Below are 17,536 nucleotides of genomic sequence, written 5' to 3' on the forward strand. Positions count from 1 at the left end.
CGGGCGGCGCAGGCGGCGCGGAAGCGGGCGGCGCAGGCGGCGCGGAAGCGGGCGGCGCAGGCGGCGCGGAAGCGGGCGGCGCAGGCGGCACGGAAGCGGGCGGCGCAGGCGGCACGGAAGGCGGAGGCGGCGGCGCTGCGAACGTGCGGGGCCGGGGTGGGCCGGCCGGTGGCTCCCACGGGGCGCGCGCGGTCACCTCGGGCGGTGGAGCCGGCGACGCGGCCGCCGTTCGGGTGACGGCGGACGACTCCGGCCTCGGTCCGGGCACCGGGGCGGCGGTCTCGTACGCCGCGCCGCCGGCGGGCCCCACCGCGCCCGACGCCGAGTCGAAGCGGTCGTCGAGACTGTCGGCCACGTGGCTCGCCCCGGTGTCCGGGGCGGATTCGTCATACAGCCTGCGCCACCAGTCGTCCTCGTGGGCGGCGGGCCTCTCCCCCTGCTGACTCATGCCCTTATTGTCCACCGCGGAGGCCGTGCGAAAACGGGGCATCGGCAAATAAGGGGCGGGGCGCGTCACGGAAGAGGTCCGCCGGGCGGCCCCACCCCCCACGGGAAGGACGCCCCGGCGGACCGGTCGGTGACGCCGCGTCAGCGGACGGCGTAGGCGTTGGTGACGGTCTGGACGACGGAGTTGCCGTTGGTGTCCGTCAGTTCGGTGCGCAGCGTGACCGGCTTGCCGGCCGCGTCCGCGTGGTTCACGGTCGCGGTCCAACGGCCCTGCCGCTGTGCGGTGGTGGCGGCGATCCAGGTCGCGCCACCGTCGTACGAGTACGAGACCTTGGCGTCCGTGAGCGCGCCCGGCGTGTAACCGGCGTGACCCGAGGCGCTCAGGCCGATCTGCAGGCCGTCCTTCGCCGCCAGGGTCTTCATGCCGTCCGAGGGCAGGCCGTAGTGCGGGAAGAGCAGCGGAATGCCCTGCGAGTAGGCGTTCTCGTCCCGGTGCGAGCGGAACCTCCACGTGGTCTCGGTCCGGGTGGACCGCTTCCACACGGCGGCGGGCTGACCCGCCTTCGTGGTCATCATGGTGAGTTCGTACGCGGCGTCCTCGGCCGGGACGGTGAACACCCCGGACGGCCAGCCGGACTCACCGAGCACGGTGCCGCCGCTGCTGAGGCGCATGTTGCCCATGTCCCCGAAGGAGCCCTGGAGGCCGCCGTGTTCGCTGTCGCTCCAGAAGCCCGGGGCGACGCCGATCAGGTTGTCCTGGCGTTCGGCGGCGAGCAGTTCCCTGCCCTGGCTGTCGCGCGGCGCGGACGGGACGAGGACGCCCCCGTACCAGTGCTCGGTGCGGTGCGAACCGGCCTGGTAGGTGCGCACCCGGTCGACCATGAACTCGCCCCAGGGGAAGCTGGAGGAGACGTAGCGCTGCCAGGAACCCTCACCCGACGAGTAGTACTCGGTGCGCCTGCTCGGGGCTGCGACGCTGTCGAAGGCGCCGACGCCGAACGTGGTGCCGTAAGGGCGGGCGGCGAGCAGCGAGTCGACGTAGTCGGCCCGGACGCCCATGGACTCGTAGGTGGACTCGACCGTGCCGAGGGTCCTGTCCTTGACCTTGTACGTGCGGTCGGAGGTGACGGTGCCCGTCTCGGGGAAGGACAGGTTGTAGACGAACGGGCTGACCGCGGTGGCCTTCCAGCTCAGCTTCACCGGCCCGGCTGCCAGCGCGGCGCTCAGGCCGGACGCCTCGTCCGCCTGGATGCCGAGGGAGGGCAGAGGCGCCGCGCCGTAACCGACGGACGGCTTCCACGGACCGGCCGAGGGACGGTGCGCGATGACCGCCACGGCGCCGGCGGCCTTGGCGTCGCGTGCCTGCACGGCCATGAGGCCGTCGTCCGTGACCCCGATCAGGGCGATCTTGCCCGCGACGCCGGCGGCCTTCAGCTCGTCCGGCGTGCCGGTGCCGGCGTCGACGAGTGCGGCCTGCCCGGTGCCGTCGAGGTTGACGGAACCGGAGGAAGCGGGGGTGGGGTGCAGCGTGGCGCCTCCGACGACCGCGAGCTTCTCGATCTGCGGGGCGTAGGCGCGCCAGAAGCTGTCGAACTCGAAGTCGCCGTCCCGGGCCTTGCCCTGGATGTCGACCAGGTAGTCCTTGACAGCGCCGCTGCCGGCGATGGACCCGGAGTGCAGCCAGACGTCGTCCCAGCTGCGGCCGAAGGCGAGGGTGGCACCGTGGGTCTCGGTGGTGCGGTCCTCGGTCTTCACCTTGATCCGGTGGGCCGTGCGGGCGTCGAGCACCAGGGTGGTGTCCTTGGTGACGTCCAGTTGCGGCCTGGCGAGGTAGCCGACGGAACCCGCGAGGCGGCCCGTGGCGTCGTCGGGGTCGGCGGAGACGATGAAGCTGGAGACGAAGTAGGCGCCCGGGCGCACCTCGTACACCTGGTCGGCCGAGCCGTCGTTGAAGCGGCGCTCGCCGGTGGCGGTGTCGGTGCCGATGACGTCCAGCGAGGACGAGCCGGTGGCGGGCTCGCCGTTGCGGTCGATCAGCTTGACGCGCAGGGTGACGGTCTCGGCCCCGACGTACAGCGAGAACGGGGTGGAGACCTTGACGCCGCCGGCGGCGGTGGCCAGCACCCGGCCGGTGACGTCACCGTACTGGCTGTCCTGGAGGCGGGCGGTCGGGTCGAGCTTCAGGGGGACCTCGGCCGTCGCGCCGGCGGGCACGGTGACGCTCTTCGCGCCGAGCGCGGCGACGGCGGACCGGACGGCGGAACCGTCGTTGCCCGTGACGCCCTGGAGGGTGAGCGAGAGCTTCACCGGCTTGTCGCCCGTGTTGGTGTACGGGATCCGCACGGTGGTGCGGTCCGTCTTGTCCTGCGGCCAGTTGAAGGTGCCGCCCTGGACGGCGGGCGCGCCGGTGAGCGTCGTGTCGATGGCGGCCTTGACGTCGAGCCTGCCGCCGCCGGTCTCGCGTACGTCACCGGGGATGTCGCTCTTCGCTGACGACACCAGGGCCGCCTTGACCTGCTGGGCCGTCCAGTCCGGATGCCGTTCCTTGACGATGGCGGCGGCGCCCGCGACATGCGGGGTGGCCATCGACGTACCGGACATCGACTGGTACGCGTAAACGCCGCGGCCGCCTGCCGCGGCGGCGGAGATGTCGACGCCGGGGGCGGCGATCTCGGGCTTCAGGGTGTGCGAGACGATCGCGGGGCCGCGGCTGGAGAACGGGGCGGTGGAGTCGTCGCGGTCGACCGCGCCGACGGTCAGCACGCTGGGCGCGCACCCGGGCGAGGAGACGGTGTTGAGCGACGGTCCCGCGTTGCCGGCCGCGATGACGAACAGGGTGTCCTTGCTCTTGCCGAGTTCCTCGGCGGCCATGCTCATCGGGTCGGTGCAGTCGGTGGGGGTCTGGCTGCCCAGGCTCATCGAGACGACGTCGGCCTTCTGGTCGACGGCCCACTGCATGCCCGCGATGATCCAGGAGGAGTCGCCGGACCCGCTGTCGTTGAGCACCTTGCCGACGAGCAGGTCGGCGCCGGGGGCGACGCCCTTCTTCCTGCCGTCACTGGCCGCGCCGGAACCGCCCACGGTGGAGAGCGTGTGGGTGCCGTGGCCCTGGCGGTCGTCGGTGGTGTCGGAGTCGGTGAAGTTCTCCGACGCGGTGATCCGGCCCTTGAGGTCCGGGTGTTCGGCGTCGGCGCCGGTGTCGAGGACGGCGACCTTGGTGCCCTTGCCGTCGTAGCCGGCGGCCCAGGCGAGGTCGGCGCCGATCTGCCGGGTGGAGCGGTCGAGGCTGGCCTCGACCTTGCGGTCGAGCCAGAGCTTCTTCAGCCCGGTGGTGGAGCGGGCCCGGGTGGTTCCCGCGATGTCCGACCAGAACCCGGCGGTCAGCTTCTTGTCGGCCTTGAGCGCCACACCGTCGATCGCCGGGAGGGCGAGGCCGCGCTCGGCGCCGCGCGGGGTGGCGGGCGCGCTGCGCGCGGTGTCCTGGGAGTAGGTCGCGATCAGCGGTACGGAGTCCGCGTGCGCGTCGTCGTACCCCTGGCGGATGAGCCCGGTGACGTTGAAGAGCTCCTCGTCGACGGTGCCGGCGGCGAGCGCCTTCGCCGCGGTGTCCGGGTAGACGTAGAGGTCCTTGCCCGAGCGGCGGGTCTGCACGAGGGGGACGGTGCCGTCCTCGCGAGCCTGCGCGGTGGCGGAGGCGTTGCCCGAACCGTCGGTGCTCACCAGCACCTTGTCACCGGTGACCAGCGTGACGGTGACCGGGCGGTCCCCCTGGGCGGTGGCGGCGGCGCTGCCGGTCAGCGGTCTCTTCGTGGTCGCGTCGCCCTGTGGCGCTGCCACGGACGGTGCGATGACCGTGACGGCGAGGACGGCGGCGGTGGCCGCCCCCAGTGCCGTGCGCGATATCGGACGCATCGCTCTCCCCAAGTAGGACCGGAACGAACTGGCTCAAACGCCAGCATTCCGGAGGTTGTTGGTGCTGCGGTGGCGCCACATTGGCAGAGTGACGGGCGGTACAGGGATGATGTGCCACGGCGGGTTTACGCCGTGGCTGCTTTCCGCCACGGATGCCCGCCGAGCAGCACGACATCACAGGGAAGCCACGCGGTCGGAGAGGTCCGGGGATGCTGGGAGCCATAGGTCTCGACGAGACACAGGAGTCGGCCTACCGCGCGCTCGTGGCCGTGGGAGCTGCGGAGGTCTCCGACCTCGCGCACCGGCTGGCCCTGTCCGAACGGGACACCGAGCGGGCGCTGCGGAGACTGGAGCAGCACGGGCTGGCCGCCCAGTCGTCGGCCCGTACCGAGCGGTGGGTGGCGGCTCCGCCCGGGGTCGCGCTGGGGGCGCTGCTGACGCAGCAGCGCCATGAACTGGAGCAGGCGGAGCTGGCCGCGGCGCTGCTGGCCGAGGAGTACCGGGCGGACGCAGCCGAGCCCGCCGTGCACGATCTGGTCGAGGTGGTCACCGGGGCGAGCGCCGTGGCCCATCGTTTCCATCAGCTGCAGCTGGGGGCGGCGAGCGAGGTGTGCGCCCTGGTCACCGGGAACCCGATCGCGGTCAGCGGGCTCGACAACGAGTCCGAGGAGCAGGCCGCCACCCGTGGGGTGTCGTTCCGGGTGGTGGTCGAGCGCGAGGTGCTGGGGCTGCCTTCGGGGATCGTGGAGCTGTCGGCCGCGCTGAGCCGTGACGAGCAGTGCCGAGTGGTGGACCGGGTGCCGACGAAGCTGGTCATCGCGGACGGGGCGCTGGCGATGGTGCCACTGACCGGCCGCGGCGCGGAGCCCGCGGCCCTGGTGGTGCACGGGTCGGGGCTGCTGGAGTCGCTGACGGGGCTGTTCGAGGCGGTGTGGCGCGAGGCGATGCCGCTGCGGCTCGCCGAGAGCGGCCGGGTCGGTGAGCAGCCGACCGGACCCGATCCGACGGATCTGGAGATCCTGTCACTGCTGCTGGCCGGCCTGACCGATGCCAGCGTGGCGAAGCAGCTGGATCTGGGGCTGCGCACGGTGCAGCGCCGGGTCAAGGGCCTGATGGAGCTCACCGGGGTCTCGACGCGGCTGCAGCTGGGCTGGCATGCGTACGAGCGGGGCTGGGTCGCCCGCGAACCGCGGCCCTGAACGGGCCCGAGCCCCCGGCGTCGTGCCTCTGAGCTGCGCTGACGGGCCTGGGCCGGGCCGTGACGACGGGCGGGACCGGCCGGATTCCGGCAGGCTGGTCAGATGAGTGTGTGGCAGCTCGTCGCCGTCGGTCTGGTCATGTTGCTCGGCCTGATCGGCGTGCCGGCGCCCGGTGTGCCCGGGCAGGCGATCGTCTGGGCCGCCGTCCTGTGGTGGGCGCTGACGGACATGACGCCGGCTGCCTGGGGCGTACTGATCGGGGCCACGGCGCTGCTGCTGCTGAACCAGGCGCTGAAACCGCTCCTGCCCCCGCGCCGCCCCCGCGAGTCCGGGGCGCCGCGGCGCACGCTGATGCTCGGCGGGATCGGCGCGATCGCCGGATTCTTCGTGCTCCCGGTGGTCGGAGCGATCGCCGGGTACGTGGGCGTGATCTACGGGGCGGAGCGGCTGCGACTGGGCAGCCGCGGGGCCGGCTGGGCGTCCGTCCGCTCGGTGATGCGGGCGACCGGCTACTCCGTGCTCGTCGAGCTGTTCGCGTGCCTGCTGGTGGCGGGCGCGTGGCTGGGCGCGGTGATCTGGGGCTGACGGCACGCCCCCAGGGCCTCACCGTCCATGACTTCCGTTCCGCCCGGTCACGGCGGACGAACCCGCGCCGCGCCGGGGCCTGCCGGCCTGAACCCCCGTTACGCGGGCACCCGTGCCATGAGCTCCGCGCGGCGGACACCGTACGAGCGCCACGGCCGCCACCGGTCCGAGCCGGGCGTCCCGTACGGGTCCACATCGGGGTCGCCCAGCCCGCGCATGCGGATCAGCGCGGCGGTGGCGGGGGTGATACCGGGCAGCCGCAGCAGCGCCTGCCCGGCCTCGTCCCGGTCGGCGCCCGCGTCGAGCCGTACGTCGCCGTCGGCGAGGGCGGCGGCGAGCGCCCGCAGCGCGGGATCGCCCACCGCACCGGCCAGGACGCCCGGTTCGGGAAAGACATGGGTGAGCCCGCCGCAGGGCACGTCCAGGACCTTGCCGTACGCCTCGACCAGATCCGCGGCGGCAGCCGGGCCCAGCAGCGCCCGTACCGCGAACTCCTCGGGGTCCGCCGTACCGGGCGAGCGCACTCCCGGGCGGGCGGCTACCGCGGCCGCGAACATGGGATCGCCGCCCAGCAGCTCGTCCACGGCGTACGGATCGGCGTCCAGGTCGAAGAGGCGGCGCAGCCGCTGCACCGCGGTGGTCAGATCGCGCAGGTCCGTGAGGTGGATGCGCGCCTCCAGCCAGCCGCCCGCGGACCGCTCGTCCACGGCGGCGATGCCGGTCCCGTGCGGCAGGCGCAGGGTGCGGCGGTAGGTCCGGGCACCGGGCTCCCCGCTGACCTCCTCGATCCGGGCGACCGTCTCGTCGGCGAGCAGGTCGAAGACCTCACGGGCCGCGTACGGCCCCCGATGGGCGAGCCGGAGCGGGATTCCGGTGGTGCGGGCCTCCCGGACGGCGGCGCCGAGCCCGGTGCCGGCCTCGGTCCGCAGCTCGCTCGGAGTGCGGGCGTAGATCTGCCGGACGGTGTCGTTGAACTGGCGCACGCTGGCGAAGCCGGCCGCGAAGGCGATCTCGGTGACGGGCAGCGCGGTGGTCTGGAGCAGGAGGCGTGCGGTGTGCGCGCGCTGGGCGCGGGCCAGGGCGACCGGCCCGGCGCCCAGCTCGGCGTTGAGCTGCCGCTGGACCTGCCGCGCGCTGTACCCGAGCCGGTGGGCGAGGCCGGGGACGCCTTCCCGGTCCACCACACCGTCGCCGATCATCCGCATGGCGCGGCCGACCACGTCCGCCCGGACGTTCCAGTCCGCGGAGCCGGGAACGGCGTCCGGGCGGCAGCGCCGGCACGCCCGGAAGCCGTTGCCCTGGGCGGCGGCCGCGGTCGGGTAGAAGCGGACGTTCTTGCGCTTGGGGGTGACGGCGGGGCAGCTCGGCCGGCAGTAGATGCCGGTCGTCTCGACGGCGAAGAAGAACTCCCCGTCGAAACGCGCGTCGCGGCTGCTCACCGCCTCGTACCTGGTCTCTTCGTCCATCACACCGTCCAGTGTGCGACAACGCGCCCCGCCGCACTCGCGGATTTCGGACGTCGACCAGGGCCGTTCCGGGCTACCGCACCCGGCCGCGCTTCGCCTCCATGGCGGCCCGGCCCTCGGCCCCCTTGCGCTTCCAGTCGCGCCGGATCTCGGAGCGGACCCGGGCATCCGTCTTGGCGACGATGCGCTGGTTCTCGCGGAGCAGCTTGCGGTAGCTGTCCATGCGCCGCTCGGGCAGCGATCCGTCCTCGATCGCCGCCATCACCGCGCAGCCGGGCTCGGCCTCGTGGGCGCAGTCGTGGAACCGGCACGTCGCGGCCAGTTCCGCGATCTCGGAGAAGACCTGCCCGACGCCGGTCTCCGCGTCCCACAGGCCGACGCCGCGCAGTCCCGGGGTGTCGATGAGAACCCCGCCGGAGGGCAGCACCAGCAGATTGCGGGTCGTCGTGGTGTGCCGGCCCTTGCCGTCCATGTCCCGGGTGGCCTGCACCTCCATCTCGTCGCGCCCCAGCAGGGTGTTGGCCAGGGTGGACTTGCCCGCACCGGAGGCGCCGAGCAGCACGCTCGTACCGCCGGAGACGATGGCGGCGAACACGTCGACGCCCTCCCCGGTGGCGGAGCTGACGGGCAGCACCTGCACGCCGGGCGCGAGCCGCTCGACGTCCTGTACGAGGTGGGAGAGCGTGACGGCGTCCGGGACCAGGTCGGCCTTGGTCAGGACGACGAGGGTCTCGGGGGCCCCGCCCCCGTCCGCCGCCCCGTCCCGGAGCAGCGCGTCACCGCCGGCGGCGGACATCGCCAGGGCGAGGAAGCGCTCCACCCGGCCGAGGTCGAGTTCGACGGCCAGCGAGACGCAGATGGCGATGTGATCGACGTTGGTGGCGAGCACCTGGCCCTCGGAGCGCTGGGACGAGGTGGAGCGGACGAAAGCGGTGCGCCGCGGCAGCAGCGTACGGACGAACTGCGGGTCGCCGTCGGGATCGACGGCCGCCCAGTCGCCCGTGCAGACGATCCGCATCGGGTCACGGGGCACGACGAACGCGGTGTCCGCGCGGACCGTGCCGTGCGGGGTGACGATGTCGCACTGCCCGCGGTCGACCCGCACCACGCGCCCGGGCAGCAGCCCCTGTTCGGCGTAGGGGGCGAACTCGGCCGCCCAGCCGTCGTCCCAGCCGTAGGCGGTCAGGGGGTGCGACGCCGAGGAGCCCTGGAGTCCGGAGGAGAAAGAAGGAGAAGAAGACGGGAAAGACAAGGGAAACCCTTCACAGGGTGGCCCCGGCGGTGCGCACTGCGGCGCGGAGGTTCTCGAGTCGGTCAGCCGGTGGCCACGGGGGTGGGAACGATGCTCTTCGGCTTGTGGGCAGCGCCCACCGCAACGACAGTCATCAATGTCCTCACCTCCGGTTTCCTGTGGTTCCGCCTCCGGCCGGCCATGGTGGTCACGGCCCGGTGCGGAACGCTGCACACCTTAGCCGGGCCGTCCCGGACGGCGTCAACACCTTTTTCCCGTCCGCCCGTTCCTGGCGGGGCGCCGGAGCCGCCGGAGCGCCGGACAGGGCGTGCGCTCCGGCGCGGGCGCCGTTCGTTCAGCCGGCGGCTCCGTCCGCGGCGGCGCGGGCCGCTGGAACGAACCCGCGCACGCGCGGGGGCCGCGGCGGGGAGGCCGGCAGGGGCTGAGGGCTTGAAGCCGCCGACCGCCACTCGGCGACCAGTCGGTCATAGATCGGGGTGTCGGGTTCCGCGTCCCGATGACGCATCCACGGCTGCTGACTGTCGTACTGGTCCATGAAGGTGCGTTACCCGCCCGGCACCGGACCGCAGCCGTCCTTACGTCATCCGGCGCAACGCACATGCCGCGCGCGGCCCGGACATGAAGAAGCCGCCGCCCCGGCAGAAGCCGGGACGGCGGCGTGTCACCGTGAGGTGTCAGTGCCGGTTCGGCGCGACGACGGCCGCGGCGGCCTGGGCGTGCTCCTCGTCGATGTCGGTGATGTTCAGCGTGTGCTCTTCCTTGACGTTGTCCGAGCAGTCGATGTTGTTGTTGGCGGCCGACAGGATCGGGATGTCGATGACCTCGACCACGTCGCAGCTGAGGACCTGGGTGTTGTTCTCGAACTTCGGCGAGTCGTTGTCGGCCGCCGAGGCGGTACCGGCGGCCGCACCGGCGAAGGCCAGGGCGACAACGGTGCAGGCCATCGTCTTCTTGATGTTCATAGGGAACTCCTTCTTGGTTATGGGGGATCTCGCCCGCTTGTTTCATGGAACCGAGGTGGTTCCGGGAGGAAATCCTGAAACACCGGCGAAAAACCTGAAGTCATGCACGACCGGGACTCCGGAGCACCTCATCGGCCCATCCATGCGCCTTATTGCGCCTGCCGGACGATGCTGCGCCCCGATGTCTCCAACCAGTAAACGAAACCGATTCCCTGAGGTATTGCCCCAATCGGGTTAATCATTACGAACCGGTCCCGCCGCGGCCGAACCTCTCGGTTTCCACTGGCCACTTCGACACTTTTGCCGTTCGGCGTGACATTCGCCGGCAGCGCCCGTGCGACAGGGCGGGAAGCACCAGCCGGTTTTCGGCGCAACGGCTGACGCACGCATGCCCCCTCGACCCGGAAGAATTCCAGGCCGAGGGGGCATGCGGCGCGAGGAGCCGGCGCCCGGCGAGATGGCCGGGCCGGTGGTCCAGTGACGCTTGCCAGGCGTCAGCGGCCACGCGGGGCTGCGGCTGCGCCCGCCTGTGCGTGCTCCTCATCGACGTGGAGAACGTTCGCGGATGCCTTCTCCTTGGCGTTGTCCGAGCAGTCGATGCTGTTGTTGGCGGCCGACAGGATCGGAATGTCGAGAACTTCGACCGTGTCACAGCTGAGGACCTGGGTGTTGTTCACGAACTTCGCCGAGCCGTCGTCGGCTGCCTGGGCGGAACCGGCAGCGGCCCCGGCGAAGGCCAGTGCGGCGACGGTGCAGGCAACGGTCTTCCTGAGGTTCATGCCCTTTTCTCCTTCTGCGTGGTGGGGGGTGCAGGCGCGCGCCCGACTTCCGGAGGCCGAAGGCCCTCCGGCGAGTCCGCCGCGCCGGGGCCGCTTACGTTCAGTCCTCGACGCGGTCGGTTCCCGCGGCGTAGGTCATGGTCTGCTCGGACACGTGATTGCGCGAGCAGTCGATGTTGTTGTTCGCCGCGGACGCGATCGGAATGTCCAGAACCTCCAGGCTCAGGCACGAGAGGATCTGCGTGTTGTTCTGGAACTTGGGTTCGTCGTGCGCCTGAGCCGCGCCCGCCCCGGCAACCATGAGGGCCGCGGCAGACAGCGAGACGGCGGCAATGCGTTTCACGAACACCGGATAACTCCATCGTTTGAGTGACTGTGGACACTTTTTCCGTCGGCAATCAGAATTCGTTGAGGCCCGTACGACACGCCTCGATTTCTGCAATCGCCACCCTGACAAACGAAGGCGCACTTATTTCGGTTGTGCGCCGGACGAGTGAAGCCGCACGCCTCGGCCGCATCGGCATTCTCCGGCGGAGACCGCGCTGATGCGCTTCGGGGCGGACCTCACAATCCGGCGGCAGCCGCGGCGCCCGACCGGCCGGACCGGGCAAGCGAACTCACGCTCGTAACCCGTTCGAGGTAATACGAAGTTTTTTCCCGACTTCGAGTTTCCTCGGCCTCCTTCAGTCGTTAGGGGTGTCGTCCAGGGAACGCCTGAACGACGGCTCGCCGGATGTCCTGGCACCACCCAGAAACCGCACCGCCTACAGGGACCCTCGCGCCTGCGAGGCGACCCAGGTGCAGGCATTTGAAAGGCAAATTAAGTGCGAAAAGCCTTGAGTAAAAGCATGCTCGTCATGGCCGCGGCATCAGGCATCCTGACCGCCACCGGCGGAAGTGCCCTCGCGGACGCGTCGGCCGACGCCGTCGCGGTCGGGTCACCCGGTTTCGCCTCGGGCAACGCCGCACAGGCGCCGCTGCACATTCCCGTCAACCTCTGCGGCAACACGGTCGACGTGATCGGCGCGCTGAACCCCGCCTTCGGCAACGAGTGCGAGAACGAGAGCGGCCACGGTCACGGGGGCCACGCGGACAAGGGCCACTCCGACAAGGGCCACGCTGAAAAGGGCCACTCCGACAAGGGCCACTCCGACAAGGGCCACGCTGAAAAGGGCCACTCCGACAAGGGCCGCTCTGACGAGGGCCGCGCTGAGAAGGGCCGCTCTGACGAGGGCCACTCCGGCGGAGGCCACAAGGGTGCGGAGGCCCACGCTGTGGCCGTCGGTTCTCCCGGCGCGCTGTCGGGCAACGCGGTCCAGGCCCCGCTCGACCTCCCGCTCAACGCCTGCGGCAACACGGTCGACGTGGTCGGCGCGCTGAACCCCACCTTCGGCAACGAGTGCGAGAACGAGTCGGGCGAGGCCCACCACCCGAAGCCCCCGCACCACCACAAGCCGCCGACGCACCACAAGCCGCCCACGCACCACGAGCACCCGAAGCCGCCGAAGGGTCACGACCACGACAGCGACTGCCCTCCGGAGCACCACAAGCCGCCGCACCACAACCCCCCGCACCACAACCCGCCGACCCACCCCCCGCACCACAACCCGCCCACGCACAACCCGCCGACGCACACCTGGCACCCGCACAACCCGCCGACCCACACCTGGCACCACACCCCCACCAAGCACCACAAGCCGCCGCAGATGGCGCACACCGGCGCCAGTGAGAACCTGGGCATCGCCGGCGCCGCCAGCGCCGCGCTGGTGCTCGGTGGCGGCCTGCTGATGCGCCGCAGCCGCGCCGCTCAGAAGTGATGTAGCCCCCGACGCGAAAAGGTCCGGCCGGACAGCACGAAGCTGTCCGGCCGGACCTTCTCATGTCCGGGCGTCAGACCCGGGAAAGCCCCGCGCGGTCGAGGCAGGTGGCGATCGTGGCCGTCTCCGCGGCGTCCAGCCGGCGCATCGGCGGGCTCATCACGTTGGTGGAGATGACCCCGCGCAGCATCAGCGCGGTCTTGAACGCGCCGAGTCCGGCCGCCGTGGCGGACGCGGTGCCGGGGCGGGCGGCCCGGATGATGTCGAAGAGCGCGACGAGCCGGTCCTGTTCGGCCTTCGCCGCCGCCCAGTCGCCCCGCACCGCGGCGTGGTGGAGGCGTACGTACCCGTGCGGGTCGACGTTGCCGAGCCCCGGGACCGAGCCGTCGGCACCACTGAGCATCATCGCGTCGACGACCAGCTCATGGCCGGTGAGGACGGAGAAGCCGGGCAGCTCACGGGCGCCGATGACCAGGCGGCGGAACGAGCCGTCGTCCCCGCTGGAGTCCTTCACGCCGGCCAGCACCCCGTCGGCCGCGAGCGGCAGCAGCAGTTCCGGGTCCAGCTTGCTGTGGACGCAGACCGGCACGTCGTACGCCAGGAGCGGCAGGTCGACGGCGGCGGCGACGTCCCGGAAGTGCCGGTCGATCTCCAGGTCGTGCGTGCGGGTGTAGAACGGCGCGGTGACGACGACGGCGTCCGCGCCGAGCGCGGCGGCGCGCCGGCCGCGTTCGATCGCCCGGTTGGTGGTGGTCTCGATCGCGCCGACGAGGACCGGCACCTGGCCCGCGGCGGCCGCCGTGACGACCTCGATGACCTCGTCCTGCTGTCCGGGCGTCAGGTAGGCGGTCTCGCCGGAACTGCCGAGGGCGAAGAGCCCGCTGACACCACCGTCGAGGAGATGCCCCACGACCCGCTCCAGGGAGGGGCGGTCGAGCTCGCCGTCCGCGGTGAGCGGAGTGACGACGGGCGGGATCACTCCCGGGTAGCGGGGGGTTCGGGCGGTCATGCGGTGCTCCTTGCGGACGGTACGGGGGTCGGGTCCCCGGAGGGGGACGCGGGGGTCTGGGGGTGGACGCAGTGCCAGCGATGGCCCTCGGGACCGTCGGTGCGGACCGGGAAGACCGTGGCGCACGCGTCGTCGGCCTTCCAGCAGCGGGTGCGGAACGGGCAGCCGGTCGGCGGATTGGTCGCCGAGGGGACGGGGCCGGTGAGCACGATGCGCTCGGTGGTCTCCAGCAGACTGGGGGTCGCGGAGAGCAGTGCCTCGGTGTACGGGTGCGAGGGAGCGCCCGCGACGTCGGCCGCGCGCCCCTCCTCGACGATGCGGCCGAGGTAGAGGACGGCGATGCGGTCGGCGAGGTAGCGCACGGTCTGGATGTCGTGCGAGATGAACACCATGCCGAGGCCCAGGCGTTCGCGCAGGTCCACCAGCAGGTTGAGGACCTGGGCGCGGACCGAGACGTCGAGCGCGGACGTGGGCTCGTCGGCGACGATCAGTTCCGGCTCGAGGGCCAGGGCCCGGGCGATGGCGACGCGCTGGCGCTGTCCGCCGGAGAGCTGGCCGGGCAGCGCGGCCAGCGTGTGCGCCGGGAGACCGACCAGGTCGAGGAGTTCCTCGACGCGTGCCTCGCGCTCCTCGCGGGTGCCCCGGCGGTGCACGTCCAGCGGGTCGCGCAGGATCTGACGGACCGTGAGCCGTGGGTTCAGCGCGGTGGACGGGTCCTGGAAGACGACACCGACGGCGGAGCCGAAGTCGTCGCGCCGCTGGGACCCCGACATCTCCCACAGGTCCTTGCCGTGGAAGGTGACCGTGCCCTCGGTGGGCTTCTGCAGGCCGGTCAGTACCCGGGCCAGCGTCGACTTGCCGCAGCCGGACTCGCCGACCAGTCCGACGATCTCGCCGCGCTTCACCTCCAGCGTGGCGTCGGTCAGCGCGTGGACGGCGTCGCGGCTGAAGAGGCCTCCGCTGCGTGCCTTGTGGCGTACGTGAACGCCGTCGAGCCTGATCACAGGGCGCTCCCTTCGAGCTTCTTCGCGGTGGCCCCGGCCGGGTGGTGGCAGGCGAAGCCGTGGTCCTTCGTGGCGCCGCGCCCGGTGAGTGCGGGTGTGGTGGTGCGGCAGAGGCCGGTCGCCGCGCCGCAGCGGCCTGCGAAGCGGCATCCCGTACCGAAGCCCTGGGGTGCGGGGACGACGCCGCGGATCTGGTGAAGCCGCTTCGCGCCGGCTTCCAGGGAGACCACTGAGCCGAGGAGACCGCGGCTGTAGTGGTGGGCGGGGTCGGTGAGCACCGCCCGGGTGTCGCCGACCTCGGCGAGCCGTCCCGCGTACATCACGGCCACCCGGTGGGAGAGGTCGCCGACGAGGGCGAGGTCGTGCGAGACCAGCACCATGGCGAAGCCGAGCTCGTCGCGGAGCCTGATGAGGAGTTCGACGACCTGCGCCTGGACGGTGACGTCGAGGGCGGTGGTCGGCTCGTCCGCGATGAGGAGGCGGGGGCTGCGGGACAGGGCCATGGCGATGAGGACGCGCTGGCGCTGGCCGCCGGAGAGCTCGTGCGGGTAGCTGCGCAGGGTGCGCTCGGGCGAGAGGCCGACGAGTTCCAGGAGCTCGGCGGGCGTCTTCGTACCGCCGCGCGAGGTCAGCTGCCTGAGCTGGGTGCCCACGAGCACGGAGGGGTTGAGGGAGGAGAGCGCGTCCTGGTAGACCATCGCGATCTCGGGGCCCATCAGGGCGCGGCGCTCCTTGGGCGGGAGCTTCAGCAGGTCCCGGCCTCGGTAGAGGATCTCGCCGCTGACCTCGGCGTTGCGGGCGAGGAGACCCATGACGGCGAGGCTGGTGATGGATTTACCGCAGCCGGACTCGCCGACCAGCCCGAGGGTCTCGCCCTCGTGGACGGTGAAGTTCAGCTGGTCGACGACGGGGATCTCGCCGTAGCGGTCCGGGAAGCGGATCGCCAGGTCGCGTACGACGAGGAGTTCGGCGGCGTCCCCGCGCACCGGTGTGATGGTGGGCTCGGTGGCGTCGATGTGCCGGGCGAGCTTGGCGAGGGCGGCGTCGATGTCGACGGTGGCGGCGGCCTCGACCGGGTCCGGCGCCGTGGTGGCGGTGGGGTCGACGGCGGGGCGGGCGCTCTTGGGCGCGGCGGAGGCGTCGGTGAGGCCCTCGGAGAGGATGTTGAGCGCGAGGACGGTGATCAGCAGGGCCAGGCCGGGGAAGAAGGTGGCCCACCAGCCGCCCGCCAGGAGGATCTGCCGGCCGTAGGCGAGGACGCTGCCCCAGCTGGGGTCGGGGTCCTGCACACCGGCGCCGATGAACGAGAGGCTGGCCTCGAAGATGATGGCCTCGGCGACCATGACGGTCGCGAAGACCATGACCGGGGCCATGCAGTTGACCGCGACGTGGCGGAGCACGATGTAGCCCCGCCGGGCGCCGATGACCTTCTCGGCGGCGACGTAGTCCTCGCCGTACTGGGAGAGGACGTTGGCGCGGACCACGCGGGCCAGCGACGGGGTGTACACGAAGGCGATGGTGAAGATGATCACCGGGATGCTGGTGCCGAACACGGCGACGAGGACGGCCGCGAGCGCGATCGGCGGGAACGACATGATGACGTCGAGCGTGCGCATGACGGACTCGTCGCCGAGCTTGCGCGAGGTGGCGGCGAGCGAGCCGAGCAGGGATCCGGCGATCAGGGCGCAGGCGGTCGCGCCGAGGCCGATGATCAGGGAGTAGCGCGATCCGTGCACGACCCGGGCGAACACGTCGCGTCCCGCCCGGTCGGTGCCGAACCAGTGTTCACCGCTCGGGGCCTGGACGGGGTTGCCCGTGGCCAGCGGGTCCTGGGTGAGCAGGGGGGCGAGTATCGCGCCGAGGACGACGACGATCAGGACGCCGAGGGCGACGCGGGAGGTTACCGGGAGGGCGCGGAAGGCGACGCCCGGTCGGGAGAGCTTCTTGGCCAGACGGCCCGTGGCGAACATGTCACACCGTCCTGATGCGCGGATTGACCAGCAGGTAGAGCAGGTCGACGATGACGTTGACCACCAGGAAGGCGATGGCGATGGTCAGTACGGTGCCCTGGACCAGGGCGACGTCGCCTCCGGTGACACCTTCGAGGATGAGTTTGCCCATGCCGGGCAGGTCGAAGATCGCTTCGATGACGACGGCGCCGCTGAGCAGGTAGCCGACCTTGACGCCGAGCACCGTGAGCGGGGTGACGAGCGCGTTGCGCAGCACGGAGCGGATGACCAGGAGGACCGGCAGGCCGTTGCCCTGGGCGGTGCGGACGTAGTCCCGGTCGAGTTCGGTGACCATCGAGGTGCGGATGAGCCGGGCGAGCGAAGCGGCGACGGGCACCGCGAGCGACACGGCGGGGAGGAGCATCGTGCGGAGCCACCCGCCGAACGAGTCGGCGATGTTGGTGTATCCGCCGGTCGGGAAGATCTGGGTGTTCAGGGCGAACTGCTGGATGAGCAGGACGCCGAGCCAGAAGGAGGGGATGGCGACGCCGGCCATGGACAGCACCCGGAAGAGCTGGTCGGGCCAGCGGTCGCGGTACATGGCGCCCAGGACGCCGCCGATGACGGCGAGCACGACGGCGATGACGAGCCCGAGGACGGTGAGCTGGAGGGTGAGCGGGAAGGCGGCGGTGATCCGGTCGGTCACGGGCTGGCTGGGCGGGACGGTCGAGCCGAGATCGAAGTGGAGCAGCCGGCCGAGGAAGTGGAAGTAGCGGACGGGCAGCGGGTCGTTGAGCCCGTTGGCCTCGGCGAAGGCCTCCCGGGCCTCGGGGGTGGCGCTCTCCCCGAGCGCGTTGAAGGCCGGGTCGACCGGCGAGAACTGCAGCACCACGAAGACGAGCAACGCGATACCGAGGATCATCACCGGCATCATCGCGACGCGGCGCAGCGCGAGCCGGAGAAAAGCAACCATCGTCGGGTTCCTTGCGGTTGGGCGGTCATCCGGTCCAGGACACCGGGGGTGTTCGGTGTCCTGGACCGGGTTATCGGGCGCGCGACGGGCGGCGCCGGTCTGTGGCTCTCGTCCGGTCCGGGCCGGACGGGGGGCGGCGTGATCCGGACGGGAGGTGTGGGGGCCGGGCCGTACGGCGGCCT

Annotated in this window: 14 protein-coding genes; 3 read left to right on the forward strand and 11 right to left on the reverse strand. The window is 71.9% G+C overall.

The window, feature by feature from the left end; all coding sequences use genetic code 11:
• Window positions 1-588: 588 nt before the first annotated feature.
• On the reverse strand, window positions 589-4,359 hold the full coding sequence (locus ABZ454_RS17065) for a S8 family serine peptidase (protein WP_359538762.1): 3,771 nt from the start codon (window positions 4,357-4,359) through the stop codon (window positions 589-591).
• 209 nt (window positions 4,360-4,568) lie between these two features.
• Between ABZ454_RS17065 and ABZ454_RS17070 the strand changes: the two genes are divergently transcribed.
• Window positions 4,569-5,558 (forward strand): helix-turn-helix domain-containing protein, encoded by a 990-nt coding sequence (locus ABZ454_RS17070; RefSeq protein ID WP_356312667.1) that lies wholly within the window; start codon window positions 4,569-4,571, stop codon window positions 5,556-5,558.
• A gap of 102 nt (window positions 5,559-5,660) precedes the next feature.
• A complete protein-coding gene (locus ABZ454_RS17075) occupies window positions 5,661-6,143 on the forward strand; it encodes a DUF456 domain-containing protein (RefSeq protein WP_356312664.1) in 483 nt (160 codons plus the stop codon).
• A gap of 98 nt (window positions 6,144-6,241) precedes the next feature.
• Here ABZ454_RS17075 and ABZ454_RS17080 read toward each other — a convergent pair whose 3' ends face one another.
• From ABZ454_RS17080 to ABZ454_RS17105, 6 genes are all read right to left on the reverse strand, one after another.
• Window positions 6,242-7,609: an AlkA N-terminal domain-containing protein gene (locus ABZ454_RS17080; protein WP_359539085.1), complete on the reverse strand. Its 1,368-nt coding sequence runs from the start codon at window positions 7,607-7,609 to the stop codon at window positions 6,242-6,244.
• A 73-nt stretch (window positions 7,610-7,682) separates the two neighbouring features.
• On the reverse strand, window positions 7,683-8,861 hold the full coding sequence (rsgA, locus tag ABZ454_RS17085; RefSeq protein ID WP_359538766.1) for a ribosome small subunit-dependent GTPase A: 1,179 nt from the start codon (window positions 8,859-8,861) through the stop codon (window positions 7,683-7,685).
• Window positions 8,862-9,195: 334 nt separating this feature from the next.
• Window positions 9,196-9,396, reverse strand: coding sequence for a hypothetical protein (locus ABZ454_RS17090; protein ID WP_359538768.1), 201 nt, complete (start codon window positions 9,394-9,396; stop codon window positions 9,196-9,198).
• Window positions 9,397-9,535: 139 nt separating this feature from the next.
• Window positions 9,536-9,823, reverse strand: a complete 288-nt coding sequence (locus ABZ454_RS17095) for a hypothetical protein (protein WP_359538770.1) — start codon at window positions 9,821-9,823, stop codon at window positions 9,536-9,538.
• Between the two features lie 494 nt (window positions 9,824-10,317).
• The gene (locus ABZ454_RS17100) at window positions 10,318-10,602 is read right to left on the reverse strand and encodes a hypothetical protein (RefSeq protein WP_359538771.1); all 285 of its coding nucleotides are present in this window, start codon (window positions 10,600-10,602) and stop codon (window positions 10,318-10,320) included.
• A gap of 100 nt (window positions 10,603-10,702) precedes the next feature.
• On the reverse strand, window positions 10,703-10,945 hold the full coding sequence (locus ABZ454_RS17105; protein ID WP_359538773.1) for a hypothetical protein: 243 nt from the start codon (window positions 10,943-10,945) through the stop codon (window positions 10,703-10,705).
• A gap of 505 nt (window positions 10,946-11,450) precedes the next feature.
• Between ABZ454_RS17105 and ABZ454_RS17110 the strand changes: the two genes are divergently transcribed.
• Window positions 11,451-12,419 carry a chaplin gene (locus ABZ454_RS17110; protein ID WP_359538774.1) on the forward strand — a complete coding sequence of 323 codons (969 nt, stop codon included), beginning with the start codon at window positions 11,451-11,453 and terminating at the stop codon, window positions 12,417-12,419.
• A gap of 73 nt (window positions 12,420-12,492) precedes the next feature.
• On the opposite strand, the gene ABZ454_RS17115 is transcribed toward ABZ454_RS17110, so the two are convergent.
• The 4 genes from ABZ454_RS17115 to ABZ454_RS17130 are packed head-to-tail and all read right to left on the reverse strand — an operon-like array spanning window position 12,493 to window position 17,354.
• Window positions 12,493-13,428 (reverse strand): dihydrodipicolinate synthase family protein, encoded by a 936-nt coding sequence (locus tag ABZ454_RS17115; protein ID WP_359538777.1) that lies wholly within the window; start codon window positions 13,426-13,428, stop codon window positions 12,493-12,495.
• Window positions 13,425-14,432, reverse strand: coding sequence for an ABC transporter ATP-binding protein (locus ABZ454_RS17120; protein ID WP_359538779.1), 1,008 nt, complete (start codon window positions 14,430-14,432; stop codon window positions 13,425-13,427). Before ABZ454_RS17120 ends, ABZ454_RS17115 begins: the two co-directional genes overlap by 4 nt.
• The gene (locus ABZ454_RS17125) at window positions 14,429-16,402 is read right to left on the reverse strand and encodes a dipeptide/oligopeptide/nickel ABC transporter permease/ATP-binding protein (protein ID WP_359538782.1); all 1,974 of its coding nucleotides are present in this window, start codon (window positions 16,400-16,402) and stop codon (window positions 14,429-14,431) included. The genes ABZ454_RS17120 and ABZ454_RS17125 overlap by 4 nt, the downstream gene beginning before the upstream one ends.
• A 1-nt stretch (window position 16,403) precedes the next feature.
• Window positions 16,404-17,354, reverse strand: a complete 951-nt coding sequence (locus tag ABZ454_RS17130) for an ABC transporter permease (RefSeq protein WP_356312636.1) — start codon at window positions 17,352-17,354, stop codon at window positions 16,404-16,406.
• Between the last annotated feature and the right edge of the window lie 182 nt (window positions 17,355-17,536).

This window comes from Streptomyces sp. NPDC005803 (genome assembly GCF_040630435.1).
GTDB lineage: Bacteria > Actinomycetota > Actinomycetes > Streptomycetales > Streptomycetaceae > Streptomyces.

Excerpts from the sequence above, each read along its gene's own strand:
- ABZ454_RS17065 (WP_359538762.1), bottom strand. The coding sequence starts at position 4,359 with ATGCGTCCGATATCGCGCACGGCACTGGGGGCGGCCACCGCCGCCGTC.
- ABZ454_RS17070 (WP_356312667.1), top strand. The coding sequence starts at position 4,569 with ATGCTGGGAGCCATAGGTCTCGACGAGACACAGGAGTCGGCCTACCGC.
- ABZ454_RS17075 (WP_356312664.1), top strand. The coding sequence starts at position 5,661 with ATGAGTGTGTGGCAGCTCGTCGCCGTCGGTCTGGTCATGTTGCTCGGC.
- ABZ454_RS17080 (WP_359539085.1), bottom strand. The coding sequence starts at position 7,609 with ATGGACGAAGAGACCAGGTACGAGGCGGTGAGCAGCCGCGACGCGCGT.
- ABZ454_RS17090 (WP_359538768.1), bottom strand. The coding sequence starts at position 9,396 with ATGGACCAGTACGACAGTCAGCAGCCGTGGATGCGTCATCGGGACGCG.
- ABZ454_RS17095 (WP_359538770.1), bottom strand. The coding sequence starts at position 9,823 with ATGAACATCAAGAAGACGATGGCCTGCACCGTTGTCGCCCTGGCCTTC.
- ABZ454_RS17100 (WP_359538771.1), bottom strand. The coding sequence starts at position 10,602 with ATGAACCTCAGGAAGACCGTTGCCTGCACCGTCGCCGCACTGGCCTTC.
- ABZ454_RS17110 (WP_359538774.1), top strand. The coding sequence starts at position 11,451 with ATGCTCGTCATGGCCGCGGCATCAGGCATCCTGACCGCCACCGGCGGA.
- ABZ454_RS17115 (WP_359538777.1), bottom strand. The coding sequence starts at position 13,428 with ATGACCGCCCGAACCCCCCGCTACCCGGGAGTGATCCCGCCCGTCGTC.
- ABZ454_RS17125 (WP_359538782.1), bottom strand. The coding sequence starts at position 16,402 with ATGTTCGCCACGGGCCGTCTGGCCAAGAAGCTCTCCCGACCGGGCGTC.
- ABZ454_RS17130 (WP_356312636.1), bottom strand. The coding sequence starts at position 17,354 with ATGGTTGCTTTTCTCCGGCTCGCGCTGCGCCGCGTCGCGATGATGCCG.